The 17247-nt window shown below is 65.4% G+C and carries 16 protein-coding genes; 12 read left to right on the top strand and 4 right to left on the bottom strand.

All coding sequences use genetic code 11. The annotated features are described in order from the left end of the window. Positions 1-2: 2 nt before the first annotated feature. Together QMF81_RS09380 and QMF81_RS09375 are read left to right on the top strand one after the other, a co-directional pair. Complete coding sequence (locus QMF81_RS09380; RefSeq protein WP_281750547.1) at positions 3-488, top strand: hypothetical protein; 486 nt, start codon at positions 3-5, stop codon at positions 486-488. Positions 489-499: 11 nt separating this feature from the next. Then, the gene (locus QMF81_RS09375; RefSeq protein ID WP_281750546.1) at positions 500-3055 is read left to right on the top strand and encodes a cobyric acid synthase; all 2556 of its coding nucleotides are present in this window, start codon (positions 500-502) and stop codon (positions 3053-3055) included. Here QMF81_RS09375 and hisF read toward each other — a convergent pair. Then, positions 3033-3812 (bottom strand): imidazole glycerol phosphate synthase subunit HisF, encoded by a 780-nt coding sequence (gene hisF / locus QMF81_RS09370; RefSeq protein WP_281750545.1) that lies wholly within the window; start codon positions 3810-3812, stop codon positions 3033-3035. The two genes, QMF81_RS09375 and hisF, sit on opposite strands and share 23 nt — an antisense overlap. Continuing rightward, positions 3802-4443, bottom strand: a complete 642-nt coding sequence (gene hisH, locus QMF81_RS09365) for an imidazole glycerol phosphate synthase subunit HisH (RefSeq protein ID WP_281750544.1) — start codon at positions 4441-4443, stop codon at positions 3802-3804. Before hisH ends, hisF begins: the two co-directional genes overlap by 11 nt. A 232-nt stretch (positions 4444-4675) precedes the next feature. Between hisH and QMF81_RS09360 the strand changes: the two genes are divergently transcribed. From QMF81_RS09360 to rfaD, 3 genes are all read left to right on the top strand, one after another. Next, a complete protein-coding gene (locus tag QMF81_RS09360; protein ID WP_281750543.1) occupies positions 4676-5293 on the top strand; it encodes a cation transporter in 618 nt (205 codons plus the stop codon). A gap of 72 nt (positions 5294-5365) precedes the next feature. Beyond that, entirely contained in the window at positions 5366-5836 is a 471-nt protein-coding gene (locus tag QMF81_RS09355) for a TspO/MBR family protein (protein WP_281750542.1), read from the top strand. 58 nt (positions 5837-5894) lie between these two features. Next, positions 5895-6875 carry an ADP-glyceromanno-heptose 6-epimerase gene (gene rfaD, locus QMF81_RS09350; RefSeq protein WP_281750541.1) on the top strand — a complete coding sequence of 327 codons (981 nt, stop codon included), beginning with the start codon at positions 5895-5897 and terminating at the stop codon, positions 6873-6875. Here the strand turns inward: rfaD and uvrA are convergent. Next, entirely contained in the window at positions 6872-9658 is a 2787-nt protein-coding gene (gene uvrA / locus QMF81_RS09345; RefSeq protein WP_281750540.1) for an excinuclease ABC subunit UvrA, read from the bottom strand. The genes rfaD and uvrA overlap by 4 nt on opposite strands. Positions 9659-9721: 63 nt before the next feature. Then, positions 9722-11200, bottom strand: a complete 1479-nt coding sequence (locus QMF81_RS09340) for a glycosyltransferase (protein WP_281750539.1) — start codon at positions 11198-11200, stop codon at positions 9722-9724. Positions 11201-11240: 40 nt separating this feature from the next. Between QMF81_RS09340 and QMF81_RS09335 the strand changes: the two genes are divergently transcribed. The 7 genes from QMF81_RS09335 to QMF81_RS09305 all read left to right on the top strand — a co-directional run bounded on the left by QMF81_RS09335 (position 11241) and on the right by QMF81_RS09305 (position 17222). Continuing rightward, positions 11241-11882, top strand: a complete 642-nt coding sequence (locus tag QMF81_RS09335; protein WP_281750538.1) for an RlmE family RNA methyltransferase — start codon at positions 11241-11243, stop codon at positions 11880-11882. Further along, positions 11869-12609 carry a YebC/PmpR family DNA-binding transcriptional regulator gene (locus QMF81_RS09330; RefSeq protein WP_281750537.1) on the top strand — a complete coding sequence of 247 codons (741 nt, stop codon included), beginning with the start codon at positions 11869-11871 and terminating at the stop codon, positions 12607-12609. The genes QMF81_RS09335 and QMF81_RS09330 overlap by 14 nt, the downstream gene beginning before the upstream one ends. Continuing rightward, positions 12606-13121, top strand: a complete 516-nt coding sequence (gene ruvC / locus QMF81_RS09325) for a crossover junction endodeoxyribonuclease RuvC (RefSeq protein WP_281750536.1) — start codon at positions 12606-12608, stop codon at positions 13119-13121. Before QMF81_RS09330 ends, ruvC begins: the two co-directional genes overlap by 4 nt. 7 nt (positions 13122-13128) lie before the next feature. Then, on the top strand, positions 13129-13716 hold the full coding sequence (gene ruvA, locus QMF81_RS09320) for a Holliday junction branch migration protein RuvA (RefSeq protein ID WP_281750535.1): 588 nt from the start codon (positions 13129-13131) through the stop codon (positions 13714-13716). Beyond that, entirely contained in the window at positions 13713-14675 is a 963-nt protein-coding gene (gene ruvB / locus QMF81_RS09315) for a Holliday junction branch migration DNA helicase RuvB (protein ID WP_281750534.1), read from the top strand. Before ruvA ends, ruvB begins: the two co-directional genes overlap by 4 nt. A gap of 12 nt (positions 14676-14687) precedes the next feature. Next, positions 14688-15362, top strand: a complete 675-nt coding sequence (gene thyX, locus QMF81_RS09310; RefSeq protein ID WP_281750533.1) for an FAD-dependent thymidylate synthase — start codon at positions 14688-14690, stop codon at positions 15360-15362. Between the two features lie 540 nt (positions 15363-15902). Continuing rightward, a complete protein-coding gene (locus tag QMF81_RS09305) occupies positions 15903-17222 on the top strand; it encodes a chromosomal replication initiator protein DnaA (protein ID WP_281750532.1) in 1320 nt (439 codons plus the stop codon). Positions 17223-17247 lie beyond the last annotated feature (25 nt).

Raw genomic sequence — 17247 nt, 5'->3', positions numbered from 1 at the left:
CCATGAGTGTTCCCAAAGCTGCGGTGCGCGAAGTTGCGAAAGTGTTTCATTTTGAGTTTTGGCTGCGGTACTATTTTATTCAAGAAGCGGAGGATGGCTTGCGCCTCGTCCTCTCCCCGGAGCAGGAGATGCAGATGCGCCGCTCGTTTCCGGAGATGTGGGAGTTGGTGGAGCGGCTCCAGGAAGAGCCGTTGTCGCCGCAGCTTTCGCAGCAGGCCGTGGGCGAGTACCTCCAGCTCTATGTGGAGGGCAAGAAGTTCGCGCCCAATACGGTGCCCAACGTCTTGGATTCCAAAGATTTTGAAGTGGAGATGTACCTCTTTGACACCTGGGTGGAGCTCCACGAGGACCAGTTGATGGAGAAGATCTACGGCTTCGACTGGTGGATGCACGTCTATGAGAAGTGGCGCGAGGGAGAAGGGGCCAAGCACATGGAGCAGAGCCTGAAAAATCAGGTCAAGCAGCATAGTTCCACTACGGTGCACTAAGGGAGGACAGGGTGCTTGCGCACGGCGGTGCGGTCCACGCCGCGGCTCGGGCCTTGGGATGCGGGGTGGGGCAGATCCTGGACTTCTCCGCCAGCATCAACCCGTTGGGGCCGCCTTCGTGGCTGCGGGCCGTGGTGGCGCGCAGCCTCGATGCGGTGCAGCACTACCCCTGGCCGCGGGCGGAGCCCGTGCGCGAGGCGGCGTCACGGCGCTACGGCGTGGACGAGGCGCGCCTGGTGGTGGGGGCGGGCGCTTCGGAGCTGGTGTTCGCCGTGCCCCGGGTGGCTGGGCTTGGCCGTGCTGTGATTCCGGTGCCGTGCTACAGCGACTACCCCCGGGCTGCGGCGGCTGCGGGCATGACGGTGGAGTTGGTGCCGCCGGGGCCGGGGCTGGCGGTGGATCTTGCGGCCGTGGAGCGGGCGCTGGTGGCGGGTCCGGCCTTGGTGATGCTGGGGCATCCGGGAAACCCCGTGGGGCTGCCTTTGCCGGTGCCGGCCGTGACGGCCCTTGCCGCGCGGCACCCGGCGAGCCTGTTCGTGGTGGACGAGGCCTTTGCCGACTTCCTGCCCCCGCACACGCCGCGGTTGGTGGCCGGTGGCCAGGCCAACGTGGTCGTCCTCGTATCCCTCACCAAGATGTACGCCATCCCGGCCTTGCGGGTGGGGCTTGCAGCAGCGGACCCGGAAATCGTCCGCCGCCTTGAAGCGGTGCTGCCTCCGTGGAACGTCTGCGGCCCGGCCCAGGCTGTGGCCCAGGCGGCCCTGGACGACGTCGCTTTTGCCGAGGACTCGGCGCGTACGCTGGCCTGGTGGCGGCAGGATTTGGTGGAGCAGCTCACGCGCCGTCTTCACTGGCGGGTGTACGCAGGACAGGCCAATTACGTGCTCTGCGAACTTGCCACAGACGCCCGGCCCGTGGTGCAGCACCTGGCCGCCCAAGGCATCCTGATCCGCGGCTGCGGTACCGTCCCCGGCCTGGATCACCGGTTTGTGCGCCTGGCCGTGCGCCGCCCCGAAGACCACGCCCGGCTGGTGGAGGCGCTGGAGTGCTGCGCTGGGGTGCGCCGCCCGGGGCGCGTGCGCCGCACCCCGGCCCTCATGGTGGCGGGCTGTTCGTCCGATGCGGGAAAGAGCCTGCTGGTGGCCGGGCTCTGCCGGGTGTTGTGGCAGGATGGGGTGCGGGTGGTCCCCTTCAAGGCCCAGAACATGAGCCTCAATTCCGCGGTCACCCCGGATGGCGGCGAGATGGGCCGGGCCCAGGCCCTGCAGGCGGCAGCGTGCGGCCGCACGCCGGACGTGCGCATGAACCCGGTGCTCCTCAAGCCGCGTACGGATACGGGTTCCCAGGTGATGGTCTTGGGCAAACCCTGGGCGGATCTGGACGTGGCCGGCTACCACCGGGCCAAGGAGAAACTCTGGCCCGTGATCACCGATGCCTATGCCCGTTTGGCTGCCGAGGCCGAGGCCGTGCTACTCGAAGGCGCCGGCAGCATCGCCGAGGTGAACCTCAAGGCCCACGATGTGGTCAACCTGCGCATGGCCCGGCACGCAGGCGCCTTAGTGCTCGTGGTGGGCGACATCGACCGCGGCGGGGTCTTTGCGTCCTTCGTGGGCACTATGGAGGTGCTCGAACCGTGGGAGCGCGCCCTGGTCGCCGGCTTTGTGGTGAACAAGTTTCGCGGCAGGCAGGACCTTCTTCTCCCGGCCATGGACTACGTGGAGCGTTTTACCGGGCGGCCGGTGTGGGGGGTGGTCCCCTACCTGGACCGCGTGGGGCTTCCGGACGAAGACTCGGTGGCCTTCAAGGCGGCGGCTGCGATGCATGGCGCAGGTCCGGTCACCGTGGCGGTGGTGGATCTGCCGCGCATCGCCAATGTCACGGATGTGGATCCCTTGCGGCTGGAGCCCGATGTGCGGGTGGTGCGGGCCCGCACCCCGGAAGACCTGGAGGGGGCGTGCGTCATCATCCTGCCGGGCTCACGCAGCGTGGCCCAGGATTTGGAGTTCCTCCATGCTTCCGGTCTGGCCGCGGCCCTGCAGCAGGCGGTACGCCGCGGTGTGGAGATCATTGGCATTTGCGGGGGGCTGCAGATGCTGGGGACCGCCATCGCGGACCCCGAGGGCGTGGAGAGCCGCCTCCCGGCCCGGCCCTTGGGGCTGCTTGCCGTGGAGACGGTGTTTGCCCCTGCCAAGGAGCTGGTGGCCACCGCCGCCCGCCACCTGCCCAGCGGCCTGGAGCTCTGCGGCTACGAAATCCACCACGGCCGCACCCGGCCGCTGGGGGAAGTGACGCCGGTGGTGGTGCGGCCGGACGGCACCGTCATCGGCTGGGGGCACGAGCGGGTGTGGGGCACGTATCTCCACGGCCTCTTCGACGCCGACCCCTTCCGCTGGCATCTGGTGGATGGCTGGCGCGCTCGTTTGGGGCTTGCGCCCCGCGGGCCAGGGGCGGTGTACGACGTGAACGCCGCCCTGGACCGCTTGGCGCAGGTGCTTCGTCAAAGTCTGCCCATGGAGCGGGTGTACGCCGCCTTGGAGCGCTCGGCTACCACACGGTGCGTACCTTGACGCCGTGTTGGGCCATGACCTCCTTACACTGGGCGATGGTGTATTCGCCGTAGTGCACGATGGAGGCAATGAGGGCCGCCGAGGCCCGGCCTTGGGTCACGGCTGCGGCCATGTGCTCCGGGGTCCCGGCCCCGCCTGAGGCGATGACCGGGATGCGCACGGCATCGGCGATCCTGCGGGTGAGGGTGAGCTCGTAGCCATCCTTGGTGCCGTCGGCGTCGATGGAATTGACGCACAGCTCGCCTGCCCCCAGGCGTTCGGCCTCCTGGGCCCACCACAGGGCGTCGATGCCGGTGCGTTTGCGTCCGCCGTGGATGACGATCTCATAGCCGGACGGGATTTCTGGGGTCGCCGGCACCCGCAGGACGTCCATGCCCACCACGATGCATTGGGACCCGAAGGCCGCGGCCCCTTCGCCGATGATGGCCGGATTTTTCACCGCCGCGGAGTTCACGGACACCTTCTCGGCCCCGGCCAGGAGCACATCGCGCATCTGCGCCACGGTGCTGATGCCGCCGCCTACGGAGAAGGGGATGAAGATCTGCGCCGCCACCTGCTCCACCACCCGCAGCATGATGCCCCGGCCCTCGTGGGAGGCGGTGATATCGTAGAAGACGATCTCGTCCGCGCCTTCTTCGTAGTAGCGGCGGGCGGTTTCCACAGGGTCGCCGATGTCCACGTTGCCTTGGAAGCGCACCCCTTTGGTGAGCTTGCCGTCGCGCACGTCCAGACAGGGGATGACGCGCTTACTGAGCATGGGAGACCTCCTGGCAGTAGGCAAAGAAGTTGGAGAGCAGGGTGAGGCCAGGGCGGCCGCTTTTTTCCGGATGGAATTGCACGGACCACAACCCGTCTTTGCCGTGCACGGAGCAGAAATCGAGGCCGTAGTGGGTCATGCCGATGACGTAGCGGCTCTCGGGTACCGGATAGTAGGAATGCACGAAGTAGAATTCGCTGGCCGGATCGATGCCGTCAAAGAGCCGGCAGGGTTGGGTGAGGCGCACCGTGTTCCATCCCATGTGCGGGATGGCGATGGGATGTCCGTCTTCGTCGGTCAAGCTGGGGTCGAAGCGCTGGCAGCGGCCGGGGATGATCCCCAGGGTCGTGGTTTGGTTCTCTTCGCTGGCCGCAAGGACGATCTGACACCCCAGGCAGATGCCCAAAAGGGGTTTGCCGGCAGCGACCAGGTCCTTGAGCAGGTCGCCTAGGCCCGTGGCCGTGAGGTGGGCCATGGCCGAGCCCGCAGCGCCCACTCCAGGGAAGATGACGCCCTGGGCGGCGCGAAGCGTACTCGGATCGGCGGTGACGGTGCAGGGGATGCCGAGATGGTCCAAGGCGCGGCGCACACTGGTGAGGTTGCCGGCCTGGTAGTCGAGGATGGCGAGCATGGTTCCTCCTGAGAAGAAGCGCGGATAGGAAAGCGTTCTGGCGAAAAACAGCGTATAGTCCAGGAGGCGTGCAAATCCAAGTCCTCCCGCACGCCTTCCCCCGGGAGGTGCTTGACAAGGTGCCTGGGGTGCAGAAATCCGCATACGGCGCGGCCTGTGGCAGCCGCTGCATCCGGCTGGGGCACGGCGCGTTTGATGGGCATGTACCCAATCGGAATACGAGGAGAAACCAATGGGACGGTGTTGTGGAGGCAGCTGCGCCATCGATGCCCTGCATCAGCGGCAACGGGGGACGTTGCTCATGGTGCTCGGCATCAATGCATTGATGTTTTTGGTGATCTTGGTCGCAGCGCTGTATGGGAAATCCACCGCGCTCCTGGCCGACAGCCTGGATAATCTTGGCGATGCGGTGACCTACGCCCTCAGTCTGTACGCGGTTTCCCGCAGCAATACCACCAAGGCCAAGGTCGCCCTCTTCAAGGGGATGCTCATTTTCGGGGCTGCGAGCGCGGTGCTCGCCCAGGTACTGTACAAGCTTTTTGTCCCCACGGTCCCCATCTTCGAGGTGATGGGCGCATTCAGCGTCCTCGGGCTGCTGGCCAATGCGGTGTGTCTGTATCTTTTGTGGCGGCACCGCCATGAAGACATCAACATGAGCTCGGTGTGGGAGTGCTCGCGCAATGATATCGTCTCCAACATTTCGGTATTCGTCGCGGCCGGAGGGGTGTGGCTCACTGGATCCAAGTGGCCCGATATTCTTGTGGCTTCCGGGCTTGTGTGGTTCCTTTTGCGTTCGGCGCTGCGTGTGATCGTCGGGGCGCGGGCGGCCCTGCGTTCCGAAAATTCGTAGAGTTCCCAACCGGGGCGCGGGTGTGCTTTGGGGTACGCCTTGGGGCCTTGAGGTGCTTTCATGGGGGGAGTCATGTCGACTAGGTATGCGCGTATCGGGCTGGTTTTTTGGGTGGCCATGCCCTTTGTGGCCGGCTGGATTGGCTCGCGCTTTGTCCCTGGCCCGTGGTACGCCGAACTTATCAAACCCAGTTGGACCCCGCCGGATGCGGTCTTTGGCCCGGTGTGGTCGCTGCTCTACCTGCTGATGGGGATCGCCGCCTGGCTGGTGTGGCGGGAGGCGGGATTCGCAGCGGCACGCGTGGCCTTGGGGCTTTTTGAGTTTCAGCTCGTCCTCAATGCCCTGTGGTCATATCTCTTTTTTGGACTGCACCGGCCGGATCTTGCGTTGGTGGACATTGTGCTGCTGTGGCTCGCCATTGTGGCGACCATGATCGCCTTCTGGAAGATTCGTCCGCTGGCCGCGTGGCTGCTTGCGCCGTATTGGGCTTGGGTGAGCTTTGCCGCGGTGCTCAATGGGCAGCTCTGGCGCCTCAACAGCTAAGGCGGGGGCCCGCAAGATTTCGCGTCCGGGTGGGACGCCAACATACCATGGAGGATGGATGATCATTGTCACCGGCGGGGCCGGATTTTTGGGAAGCGCCATTGTGTGGGGACTCAACCGTCGCGGGGTGGATGACATCCTGGTGGTGGACAATTTGGGGTGCACGGAAAAATGGAAAAATCTCGTGGGATTGCGCTACCGGGACTATGTCCACAAAGACGAATTCGCCCAAAGGCTGCGGAACTCCCCGTGGGCCGAGCCGGTGGAGGCCGTCATCCACATGGGCGCCTGTTCTTCCACTACCGAGCGGGACGCCGATTATTTGATGCGCAACAACGTGGAGTATTCCAAACTCGTGTGCCGCTTTGCCCTCGAGCAGGGGGCGCGCTTCGTGTACGCCAGCTCTGCCGCCACCTACGGAGACGGCGGCCTCGGCTTCGAGGATGACGACGCCCTGCTCGACCGTTTGAGTCCCCTCAACATGTATGGCTATTCCAAGCACCTCTTTGACCTCTGGGTGCGGGAGGAGGGGCTGTTGGATGCTGTGGCGGGCCTCAAGTTCTTCAACGTCTTTGGGCCCAACGAGTACCACAAAGGGGAGATGCGCTCGGTGGTGTGCAAGGCCGTGGCGGAGATCGCGGCCACGGACGAGCTCCGGCTTTTCTGTTCTCACCGGCCCGACTACGCCCACGGCGAGCAGCAGCGCGACTTCGTCTATGTAGAGGACTGCGTGGAGGTGGTCTTGTGGTTGCTGGAAAACACCGCCGTGGGCGGCATCTTCAATGTGGGCACCGGCCGGTCCCGCACCTGGAACGACCTGGCCCGGGCGGTGTTTGCCGCCATGGGGCGGGAGCCGCGCATTCGCTACATCCCTATGCCTGAGGCGATTCGCGAGAAATATCAGTATTATACTTGCGCAAGCATGGCCAAGCTGCGCTCCCGGGGCTGCACGGTGCCGTTTCGGTCCCTGGAGGAGGCGGTGACCCGCTATGTGCAGGATTTTCTGCTCCAGGGACCGGCGTACTTGCGTTCGCGCTAGGCCGGGCGTGCTGCGTTCTCAGGTCGCAAAAAGCGCCCGGTGATGGACGCGGGGTTGGCGGCCAGCTCCTCGGGCGTGCCCTGGGCGATGATGCGGCCGCCGTTCTCTCCGCCTCCGGGGCCGAGGTCGATGACGTGGTCCGCGGCGGCCACCACGTCCAGGTTGTGTTCGATGACGATGACCGAGGCCCCGCGGTCCACCAGGGTCTGGAGCACGCCAATGAGCTTGCCCACCTCATGGATGTGCAGCCCCGTGGTGGGTTCATCGAGGATGTACAGGGTGCCGGGGAGGCTGCGCTTGCCCAGCTCCCGGGAGAGCTTGATGCGTTGGGCCTCGCCGCCGGAGAGGGTGGTGGCCGATTGTCCAAGGCGCAGGTACTCCAGGCCCACTTCCTCCAAGATCCCCAATTTGCGGCTGAGTGCACTGTGGCCGGCGAAGAACTCCTTGGCCTCGGCCACGCTCATCTCGAGCACCTCGGCGATGGATTTGCCCCGGTAGAGGATGTCCAGGGTCTCGCGGTTGTAGCGTTTGCCGCCGCACACCTCGCAGGTGACGAAGATGTCCGGGAGAAAATGCATCTCCACCCGGATCTGGCCGTCACCCTGGCAGGCCTCGCAGCGGCCGCCGCGTACGTTGAAGCTGAAACGTCCCGGCGCGTAGCCGCGCTTTTTGGCCTCTTTGGTGCCGGCGAACAGGGCGCGGATGTCGTCAAAGACCTTGGTGTAGGTGGCGGGGTTGGAGCGCGGGGTGCGGCCGATGGGGGTTTGGTCGATGATGACCAACCGCTCCACGGCCTCGGCCCCTTCCATGCCGCCGATATGTCCCGGGGAGTCCACCTTCAGGCCGTGGCGCAGCGCCAGGTGCTTGGAGAGGGAGTCGATCACCAGCGAACTCTTGCCGGACCCGGATACCCCGGTGACGCACACCAGGTTGCCGAGGGGAAAAGCGCAGTCGATGCCTTGGAGGTTGTTGGTGGTCACCTGCCGCAGGGTGATCTGCCCTGTAGGGCGGCGGCGTGTGGTGGGCCGGGGGATGGTGAGCTCGCCGCGCAGGTACTTGCCGGTGAGGGTCGCCGCCTCGGCCACCAGCGTCTGGGGCGGGCCGGCAAAGACGATTTCTCCACCCAGAAGGCCGGAACCCGGCCCCAGCTCGATGACGTGGTCGGCGGCGCGGATGGTGGCTTCGTCGTGCTCCACCACCAATACGGTGTTGCCCCGGCTCTGGAGGCTGCGCAGGGTGGCGATGAGGCGTTCGTTGTCGCGGGGATGCAGCCCGATGCTCGGCTCGTCGAGCACGTAGGTCACTCCCACCAGGCCGGAGCCCAATTGTCCGGCCAGGCGGATGCGCTGCGCCTCGCCCCCGGAAAGGGTGCTCATGGAGCGCGACAGGGTGAGATAGTCGAGCCCCACGGCGGCGAGAAAACCGAGGCGGTGGCGCAGTTCTTTCACCAGGGGCTCGGCGATGGGCTGTTTGCCGGGTGCGGGGGAGTAGGCGTCGAGCCAGGTACGGGCGCGCTCCACGGGCAGGCAGCAGAAGTCGAAGATGGAGAGGTGGTCTACGAGCACGGCCAGGGCCTCGGGCCGGAGGCGGGCGCCGTTGCATGCCGGGCAGGTGGTGCTTTGCCGAAAGCGGGAGAGTTCATCGCGCCAGATGCCGCCCAGGTGGTGGCCGCGCTCCAAGAGCGGGACGAGTCCGGTCCAGGCGGATGGGGCGTGGCCGTGGAAGAGGGCCTGCCACGCCTCTGGACTGAGCTGGGAGAGGGGGGTGTTGAGGGTAAACCCCAGGGCGCGGCCGAGGCGTTCCAAATCGGGGCGGATGCGGGAGAGGGCCTTGGGATGGCGCCAGGGGAGCAGGGCGCCGTCGGCGATACTCATGCCGGTATTGGGGGCCATCAGCTGCGGGTCGTAGAATTCGATGCTGCCGATACCGCCGCAGCGCGGGCAGGCCCCTTGGGGGCTGTTGAAGGAAAAGAGCTGCGGGCTCATGGAGGGCAGGCTCACTGCGCAGCGGGGACACACGGCGGTGGCGGAAAAGAGGATGTCTTCGCCTGCCGCGCCGTCGGGGCCCACCGGCTGCACCGCCAGCCGGCCTTCGCCCAGGCGCAAGGCCAGCTCCACCGAGTCCGCCAGGCGGCGGCGCAGATCCGGCCGCAGTACCAGTCGGTCCACCACGGCGTGGATGGTGTGTTTGTGGGTCTTGGAGAGCTCGGGCAGGGGATCGAGGCCCAGGACCTCGCCATTGACCCGCACCCGGGCAAAGCCCTGGCTTTTGAGCTTGCGCAACAGATCGGCGTGGGTGCCTTTCTTGTGTTCCACCAATGGGGCGAGCAGGAGAAAGCGCGTGCCTTCAGGGAGGGCGAGGATGCTGTCCACCATCTGGTCGCTGGTCTGGGCGGTGATGGGGGCGTGGCATTGCGGGCAATGGGGGATGCCCAGGCGGGCCCAGAAGACGCGCAGAAAATCGTAGACCTCGGTCACGGTCCCCACCGTGGAGCGGGGGTTGCGCGACACCGTGGCCTGCTCCAGGGAGATGGCCGGGGTGAGCCCTTCGATGCTGTCCACGTCGGGCTTGTCCATCTGCGGCAGGAATTGGCGGGCATAGGTGGAGAGCGACTCCACGTAGCGGCGCTGGCCTTCGGCGTAGACGATGTCGAAGGCCAGCGTGCTCTTGCCCGAGCCCGACGGTCCGCAAATCACGGTGAGCTGGTCGCGGGGGATGTCGAGGTTGATATTCTTGAGGTTGTGCTGGCGGGCGCCGCGGATCTGGATGCAGGCAGTGTGCATAGGCATGGGGGTTGGGGTTGCGGGACTGCATCCATTAGGCACTGTCCGCGCCTCCGGCAAGGTCTAGGGACGGGGGACTCCCTCCAGCAGGGCGGCGAGACGATGGGTGTAGGTGTGGTGGGCGAGGATGTGCGCCTGCCAGGCAGCGGCAAGCTCGCGCCGCTCGCCTTCGTGCTTGAGGAAGTACTGGGTGCGGCAGACGGCCTGATTGGGGGTGGCGAAAGTCACCGGCGCGGTGAGTTCCCGGGGAAAGAGGCGCATGCCAGGCGTGGCGTCGGAGAGGAGGAATCCGCCGCAGGCCCAGACGTCGAAGTGGCGTTGGGTGAGCCCCTGGGGAAGGAGAAGACTCGTCAGGTTCAGGGTGACGGCCGCCTGGGCATAGGTGTCGGCCAAGGGACCATAGTAGTCCACGGGCGGGAGGATTTGGGCGTGGGGGAGCAGCTCCTGCCAGGCGGCATCGCCCACGACGCTTAAGGGGAGCGCTTGGGCCACGGCTGTCAGCACGCTGGCCCGCCATTGGCGCGAGGCTTCGTCCGCCCCGTGGCCCACGGCGCGGATGGCATGCCCGGGCCAGGGGCGGGGGCGGTTGCACTGCTCCCACCACCAGGAGAGGTCCGGGGCGCGGCAGCAGCTGGCAAGGGCGCGGGCGCGTTGGCGGAGCTTGGCCGGGGCATGGGCGGCGGCGAAAAATGTCTCGGAGCCGGGAAAGCGGGTGCGGCCCACGAAGAGCGCTGCCAGGCAGGGCGGTGCCGTGCGCGGGGCAAAGATGCGGGGGCAGGTGGCCAAAGGGAGAAAGAACGGTCGGCCGCCCATCTCGCGCAGCGGGCGGACAAACCAAGGGTCCGTGACCGCCAGGGGAAGGCTGCGCCAGGCGCGGGTCTTGACCTTGGCGAGCAGGTGAAAGGGATTGTCCACGCACCAGACCACCACCGGGACCTGGGCTGTCTGAAGTATGGCCTGGTTTTCTCCCCAAGGGTCAAGGCCGTGGAAATTGATGGAGAGCACCAGGCGGGGCCGCTCGGCGCCAAGCAGGGCGCGCAGCCTTGGGGCGGGGATCTCTGCCGGAAGCAGGCGGGGGACAAGGCCCAGGGCGTGGGCCGCAGTGGCCAGCTCGTGGCGCACCAGCCCGTGGTCAGGGCCGGGAAGCCAGATGGTGTCTGCAGGTGGGGCGCAGGAGAAGCGGCGTATCCGAGCCAGTACAGGCTGCCAAAAGGAGGGAAAAAGCCGCAGTCCCGGGAGGTAGCTGAGGCGGCGGCAGTCCGGCAGGCGGGCGAGGTCCTGGGGATGGATGCGCTGCCAGGCGGCCGGGATGGCGGCATGCCACGGGCCAGGCATTTGCCGCGTAAGCCCTGGTGCTTCCAGCAGGAATACCTGGGGCGCCGCACCTACGAGGTGCTGGGTTTCGTCGGGATCGGGGCCCACGCCCAGCACGAGCACTGCCGCTCCCGCCCCTTCCCAGGCAAAGCATTGGGGGCCGTCCGCCAGGCTTTGGCTGCGGCCGAGCTCATCTCGAATCTTTACACGATGGGGACGGACTGGCATAAAAACCACTTTCGTGGGGCTGGTCGCCCCAGAGGACAGCATGAAAACCTATCGGGACTATTACTTTCGCAAGGCCAAGGCCGAGCACTATCCCGCCCGTTCCGTATACAAGCTCCAGGAGATGGACAAGGCACTGCGGATCTTGCGTCCGGGGCAACGGGTGCTCGATCTGGGCGCCACCCCTGGTTCCTGGACGCTGTACGCTGCCGAGCGTGTGGGCCCCAAAGGCCAGGTCATCGCCGTGGACCTCAACCCCACGGATACGGTATTTCCGCCTCAAGTATGTTTTCTGGTGACGGATATGCTCGCGCCTGCACCCGAGGTGGAGGGCGTGCTTGCCCAGGCGGCGCCCTTTGCGGTGGTCTTAAGTGATATGGCCCCCAAGACCACAGGCAGCCGTATTACGGATCAGTCCCGATCCTTGGCGCTGGTGGAGGCCGCCTATACGGTGGCCATGCGCTGGCTGGATCGGGGCGGGCATTTTGTGGCCAAGATTTTCGAAGGTCCGGATGCCCCGGCGTTTGTGCGCAGCATCAAACCCTTTTTCGAGCGGGTGAGCTTGTTCAAGCCCAAGAGTTCGCGGTCGGAGAGCAAAGAGATCTTCATCGTGGGCCTGGGGCTGCGCGAGCGGGACCCGCGGTATCTATCCCCCCATCACGAGGAGACCCATGGCAGGACATAGTAAGTGGAAAAACATCCAGCATCGGAAGGGCCGCCAGGACGCCAAACGCGGCAAGATGTTCACCAAGGTGACCAAGGAGATCATCCTGGCCGCGAAAACCGGGGGCGACCCGGAAGCCAACCCGCGCCTGCGCGCCGCCATCGAAGCGGCCAAGGCCGTGAACTTGCCCAAGGACAAGATCGAGACCGCCATCAAGAAAGGTACGGGAGAGCTGGCCAGCGACGCCCTGGAAGAGATCGTGTACGAGGGCTACGGCCCCGGCGGCGTGGCGTTGCTCATCGAGGCAGCCACGGATAACAAGAACCGTACCGTGGCCGACGTGCGCCACATCTTGAGTAAAAACGGCGGCAGCCTGGGCGCGGCCGGTTGCGTGGCCTGGATGTTCGACAAGAAGGGGGTGTTCGAGTTCCCCAAGGACTTGGACGAAGAGACCATCCTGGAGGCCGGACTCGATGCCGGTCTGGAAGACGTGGTCGATGACGGCGACGTATGGCAGGCGCGCTGCGCTCCTGAGGACTTTCCGGCGGTCAAGGCGGCCTTCGAGGCGGCGGGACTGGGTTTTACGAGCGCGGAAATCACCATGATCCCCCAAAACACGGTGGCCTTGGATGAAGAGACGGGCCGCAAGATGCTCAAGCTCTACGACGCCCTGGAAGACCACGACGACGTGCAGAACGTGTACGCCAACTTCGATCTTCCCGATGCGCTCATGGCCGAAATGGAATGAGCGTGGTGGTCATGGGCGTGGACCCTGGTTCCCGCGTCACGGGCTTGGGCGTGGTGGCCGAAGATTCCGGCCAGGTGCGGCTGGTGGCCGCGGACTGCGTGCGCCTGCGTGCGGACTCTCCCACCAGTGAACGGCTGGCTCGGCTTCTGGAGGAGACACGCTCTTGGCTTGAGCGCTACGCCCCTTCGGCGGTGGCGGTGGAGACGGTGTTCACGGCCAAGAGCGCGGCCTCGGCCCTGAAACTTGGCCAGGCGCGCGGGGCCATCCTGGCGGCCTGCGGACTGTGTGGGATCCCGGTCTTTGGGTACGAGCCCACGGTGGTGAAAAAGACCGTCACGGGCTTTGGCCGGGCGGACAAGGAGCAGGTGCGCTTCATGGTGGGGCGGATCGTGGCCGCCCCCGCCACCTGGCCCCTGGACGCCGCCGATGCCTTGGCCGTGGCCGTATGCCATTTGAACCATGGCCGCTTGGCGCGGCTCACCCCTGGTCAGGCCCAGGGCCTTCGGTTATGAGGCGGGCATGATTGCGTGGATCGAAGGCGATGTGGTGTGGCGGGACACGGAGGTATGCGTGGTGCGCACTGCCGCGGGCGTGGGCTATGTCATTACCCCGTCGGCCCGGGCCTGGCGTCTGGTGGGGGCGGAGCGGGCGGCCTTGCCCGTGGCGACAGTGATGCGTGAGGACGCCACCCTCCTTGTTGGCTGCGCCTCCTGGGAGGAGCGCCACACCTTCTTGCAACTCGTGGCGGTCCCTGGACTGGGCCCCAAGACCGCCTTGGCCATGCTCGGGGTGTTTGATCCGGCGGGCCTGGCGGCTGCGGTGGCCCGCGAAGACGTGACCGCCCTGACCCGCGTGCCAGGGATCGGCCCCAAGACCGCCCGTCGCCTGCTGGTGGACCTCAAAGGCCGAGTGCGTTTGCCTGCGGCGGCAGCTGCGGTCCCGGATGCGAGCAGCGCCTTTGCGGACAGCGTGGCGGCCTTGGTCTCTTTGGGCTATGGGGAAGACGAGGCCGCGGCGGCGGTGCGCGCCGTGCTCGCCGCCGACCCTGAGGCAGACGTTTCCCAAACCGTGCGCCAGGCATTGCGGCGCTTTGTGAAGCCTGCATGAAGCCTTCCGACGATCTCCATCTGCGGCCGCGCACCCTCGACGAGTTCATTGGCCAGGACGAGTTGCGCGCCAGCCTGCGCGTGTACCTGCAGGCGGCCCGGGAGCGCGGCGGGGCCCTCGACCACACCCTGTTTTATGGCAATCCGGGGTTGGGCAAGACCACCCTCGCCCAGATCATGGCCAGCGAACTGGGGGTGAATCTCGTATCCACCTCAGGACCGGTTTTGGAGCGCAGCGGCGATCTGGCGGCCATCCTGACGAGCCTTTCCCGGCATGATCTCCTCTTCATCGACGAGATCCATCGCCTGCCGCCAGCAGTGGAGGAAATCCTCTATCAAGCCATGGAGGACTTCAAGCTGGACCTCATTGTCGGTCAAGGGCCGGCGGCGCGCACGGTGAAGATCGATCTGGAACCCTTTACCCTGGTGGGCGCCACCACCCGCCTTGGGCTTTTGAGTTCGCCGCTGCGGGATCGCTTTGGGGTCGTTCTCCGCCTGTCGTTTTATAGTCCTGAAGATTTGGCCCGTATCGTGCTCCGGGCCGCCGCCATCCTCGGCGTGTCGGTGTCGCCGGAAGGGGCCTTGGAGATCGGCCGCCGCGCTCGGGGTACACCGCGGGTGGCGGGCCGGCTTTTGCGCCGTGTGGCCGACTACGCCCAGGTGGCCGGGGCCTGCGTGGTGGACGCCCAGGTGGCGGCCCAAGGCATGGACCTCATGGACGTGGATCCCTTGGGGTTGGATCCCTTGGATCGCCGCATCCTCACGTGCATCATCGACCATTTCGACGGCGGTCCGGTGGGTATCAAGACCATTGCCGCGGCCTGCGCCGAAGAGCCGCGCACCATCGAGGACATTTGCGAGCCGTATTTGATCCAATGTGGCCTCATCCAGCGCACCTCCCGGGGCCGGGTGGCCACGGCCAAGGCCCGGGCCCATGTGGCGCGCTGGCGGCGCGCGTAAGGAGCAGGCAGTATGAAGATTGTGGATCCGTGCTTTGCGTTCATGGCAGTCCCAGAGCCGCAGGTGGCCTTGGGACATTTGGAGGCTGCGGCCCGCACCTGCTACAAGTCCGAGGACAAGATCGCCCCGGGGTCGGCCGAGGCCCTCCTTCGCCGCATCATCCACATGGGGCACGAGAGCGTGCTCGAACATGTGGGCATGACGGTGCGCATCCTCTGCGACCGTGGGGTGAGTCATGAACTGGTGCGCCATCGCCTGTGCTCGTTCAGCCAGGAAAGCACCCGCTACGCCAACTACGCCGGTGCGCGCTTCGGCCGCGAAATCACGGTGATCCGCCCGTTTTTCTGGCAGGACGATGACCAGCGCTACCAACTCTGGATCCAGGCCATGGAGGCGTGCGAGCGCGCCTATCTGGCGCTCATCGATGCAGGCGCGTCTGCCCAAGAGGCGCGATCGGTCCTGCCCCAAAGCCTCAAGACCGAAGTAGTGATGACCGCCAACCTTCGAGAATGGCGACACATTTTCAAGCTGCGCTGTGCCAAGGCCGCTCATCCGCAGATGCGGCAGATCATGCTGCCGCTGCTTCTGGCCTGTGCGGATCGTATTCCCGTGGTGTTCGACGACCTGGCGAGCGAATTTCGGGAGGCTGCCGCCGCCTTGGGTGGAGTCGCCGCTCGGTGCCTGTAGCCGGCGCGGTCTGCGTGTCCGAGGGCCATGGGGGAAATCCTCCATGGCCCTTTATTGTTGGAAAAAGCTCCCAGTAGCGCCTCATTTGGAAAAACGACCCAAAACGTATGGATTTTCGTCCATGACACCAAGGCCTCTCGCCGCCTTGGAGAGAGGCGGGCTTGAGAGATTTTTTTTGAAATCTCTAAAAAATAATAGATTTTAGTATGATATCAAATGGTAGATGGCGCGCGGTCTCTGCAGTGTTGATGGGCGGGGATAGTGCATCAAAATGAAAAATCGAGAAAAAAGTCAAAAAACGAAGAAAAAAAATCATGCTACTGTGGATATTTTTGCCGCCCTTGAGGATGCCCCTGGCGGAAACCCGCTGGTGGTGCGGGGTTGCCATGGGGTGCGGGGGGGCGGCTTGATCGCTGGAAAAGCAATTATTTTTTTTTATTTCAAATGGTTATCCTGTAGAGAACCTCGTGAAGGAAGCCCATCCATCAGGGGGCGGTGGAGTTTGCGGTGTGCGCGGCAAGGGGACTACACGCCAGCCCCATGATGGACGCATGGGAACGCGTGGTCGCCCGGGTCGCTCAGTGCATCCCGCCGGGCATGATGCAACTTTGGGTGCGGCCCCTTTCGGGCATGGTGGTGGACGACACCTTGGTGGTGCGCGCCCCCAACCAGTTTGTGCGCGATTGGGTGGAAAAGCGCCTGCGCGCAACCTTTGAGGATGCCGCTGAAGCCGAGTTGGGCTTTCGCCCGCGCCTGGATTTGGGGGTGGTCGAAGAGACCTCGCGCCCGCTGGCCGCTTCCCGGCAATTGGTGCTGCCAACGCCCACTGCCGCCCCGCCTGTATCCACGGTAGCGTTTCGCCATGGATTCGATGACTTCGTGGTGGGGCCGTGCAATCAGTTGGCATACGCTGCGGCCCAAGGCTTTTGCCGGGGGGATGCCGGGGTGGAGCAGATGCTGCTCTGCGCGGCTCCAGGGCTTGGCAAAACGCACCTGGCCCAGGCCATTGGCGCCGAAATCGCCCGGCATACGGGCCAGCGGCAGGTGCGCGTCTGTTATGTGAGCGCCGAGGAGTTCGTGAGCCAATTGGTTGTGGCCATCCGTTCGCGCACCACCGAACAGTTCAAAAACCGGTTCCGCCAGAACGTCGACCTCCTGCTTTTGGAAGACGTGCACTTTTTCCAGGGCAAGGAGAAGATGCAGGATGAATTGGTGAGCACTTTGGACTGTTTGCGCCAAAGCGGCCGCCAGGTGGTGCTCACGAGTTCGTTTTTGCCCCGGGATCTCAAAGACATGGATGTCCACCTCACCTCCCGGCTCACCCAAGGGTTCTTGGCCACCATGGACCGGCCGGATTACGCCACCCGCCTCGCCATTGTGCAGGACAAAGCCCGGCGGGAGGGGATCACGATGCCCGCCAGTGTGGCCGAGCTCTTGGCCCAGCGCCTCCGCTCCGACGTGCGCCAACTGGAGAGCTGCGTGCGCAATCTCGTGCTGCGCGCCCGGTTGCTTTCCGTGGACATCACCACCGCCCTTGCCTGGGAGATCCTGCGCAATTACGAGATCGACTCCCCCTGCCTGTCGCTGGACGCCATTATTTCGTTCGTGTGTCAGGCCTACGGGATTTCCTTCGACGAACTGTGCTCCCGCAGCCGCAAGCGCGACCGGGTGGTTGCCCGGAACACGGTCTTCTACCTTGCCCGCAAGCATACCGAGCTCTCCTTGGTGGAGATCGGCCGCCGTCTGAATCGGAACCACTCCACGGTCATCAAGGGTATTACCTCCGTAGAGCGGGAGATCGCCCGCCGTACGCCCTTGGGAAATCAAATCGCCCATGCCATTGGCCGTTTGCTCGCCTAGCGTGGGGATTCGCCCTTGATGCCAG

The organism is Thermodesulfomicrobium sp. WS, from assembly GCF_027925145.1.
Classification (GTDB): domain Bacteria; phylum Desulfobacterota; class Desulfovibrionia; order Desulfovibrionales; family Desulfomicrobiaceae; genus Thermodesulfomicrobium.
This window is presented reverse-complemented; position numbering and strand designations above follow the sequence as displayed.

Coding starts and splice junctions, on each gene's coding strand:
- QMF81_RS09380 (WP_281750547.1), top strand. CDS start 3: ATGAGTGTTCCCAAAGCTGCGGTGCGCGAAGTTGCGAAAGTGTTTCAT.
- QMF81_RS09355 (WP_281750542.1), top strand. CDS start 5,366: ATGTCGACTAGGTATGCGCGTATCGGGCTGGTTTTTTGGGTGGCCATG.
- hisF (WP_281750545.1), bottom strand. CDS start 3,812: ATGCTCAGTAAGCGCGTCATCCCCTGTCTGGACGTGCGCGACGGCAAG.
- ruvA (WP_281750535.1), top strand. CDS start 13,129: ATGATTGCGTGGATCGAAGGCGATGTGGTGTGGCGGGACACGGAGGTA.
- thyX (WP_281750533.1), top strand. CDS start 14,688: ATGAAGATTGTGGATCCGTGCTTTGCGTTCATGGCAGTCCCAGAGCCG.
- hisH (WP_281750544.1), bottom strand. CDS start 4,443: ATGCTCGCCATCCTCGACTACCAGGCCGGCAACCTCACCAGTGTGCGC.
- rfaD (WP_281750541.1), top strand. CDS start 5,895: ATGATCATTGTCACCGGCGGGGCCGGATTTTTGGGAAGCGCCATTGTG.
- QMF81_RS09360 (WP_281750543.1), top strand. CDS start 4,676: ATGGGACGGTGTTGTGGAGGCAGCTGCGCCATCGATGCCCTGCATCAG.
- QMF81_RS09335 (WP_281750538.1), top strand. CDS start 11,241: ATGAAAACCTATCGGGACTATTACTTTCGCAAGGCCAAGGCCGAGCAC.
- QMF81_RS09330 (WP_281750537.1), top strand. CDS start 11,869: ATGGCAGGACATAGTAAGTGGAAAAACATCCAGCATCGGAAGGGCCGC.
- uvrA (WP_281750540.1), bottom strand. CDS start 9,658: ATGCACACTGCCTGCATCCAGATCCGCGGCGCCCGCCAGCACAACCTC.
- QMF81_RS09340 (WP_281750539.1), bottom strand. CDS start 11,200: ATGCCAGTCCGTCCCCATCGTGTAAAGATTCGAGATGAGCTCGGCCGC.
- ruvC (WP_281750536.1), top strand. CDS start 12,606: ATGAGCGTGGTGGTCATGGGCGTGGACCCTGGTTCCCGCGTCACGGGC.
- ruvB (WP_281750534.1), top strand. CDS start 13,713: ATGAAGCCTTCCGACGATCTCCATCTGCGGCCGCGCACCCTCGACGAG.
- QMF81_RS09305 (WP_281750532.1), top strand. CDS start 15,903: ATGATGGACGCATGGGAACGCGTGGTCGCCCGGGTCGCTCAGTGCATC.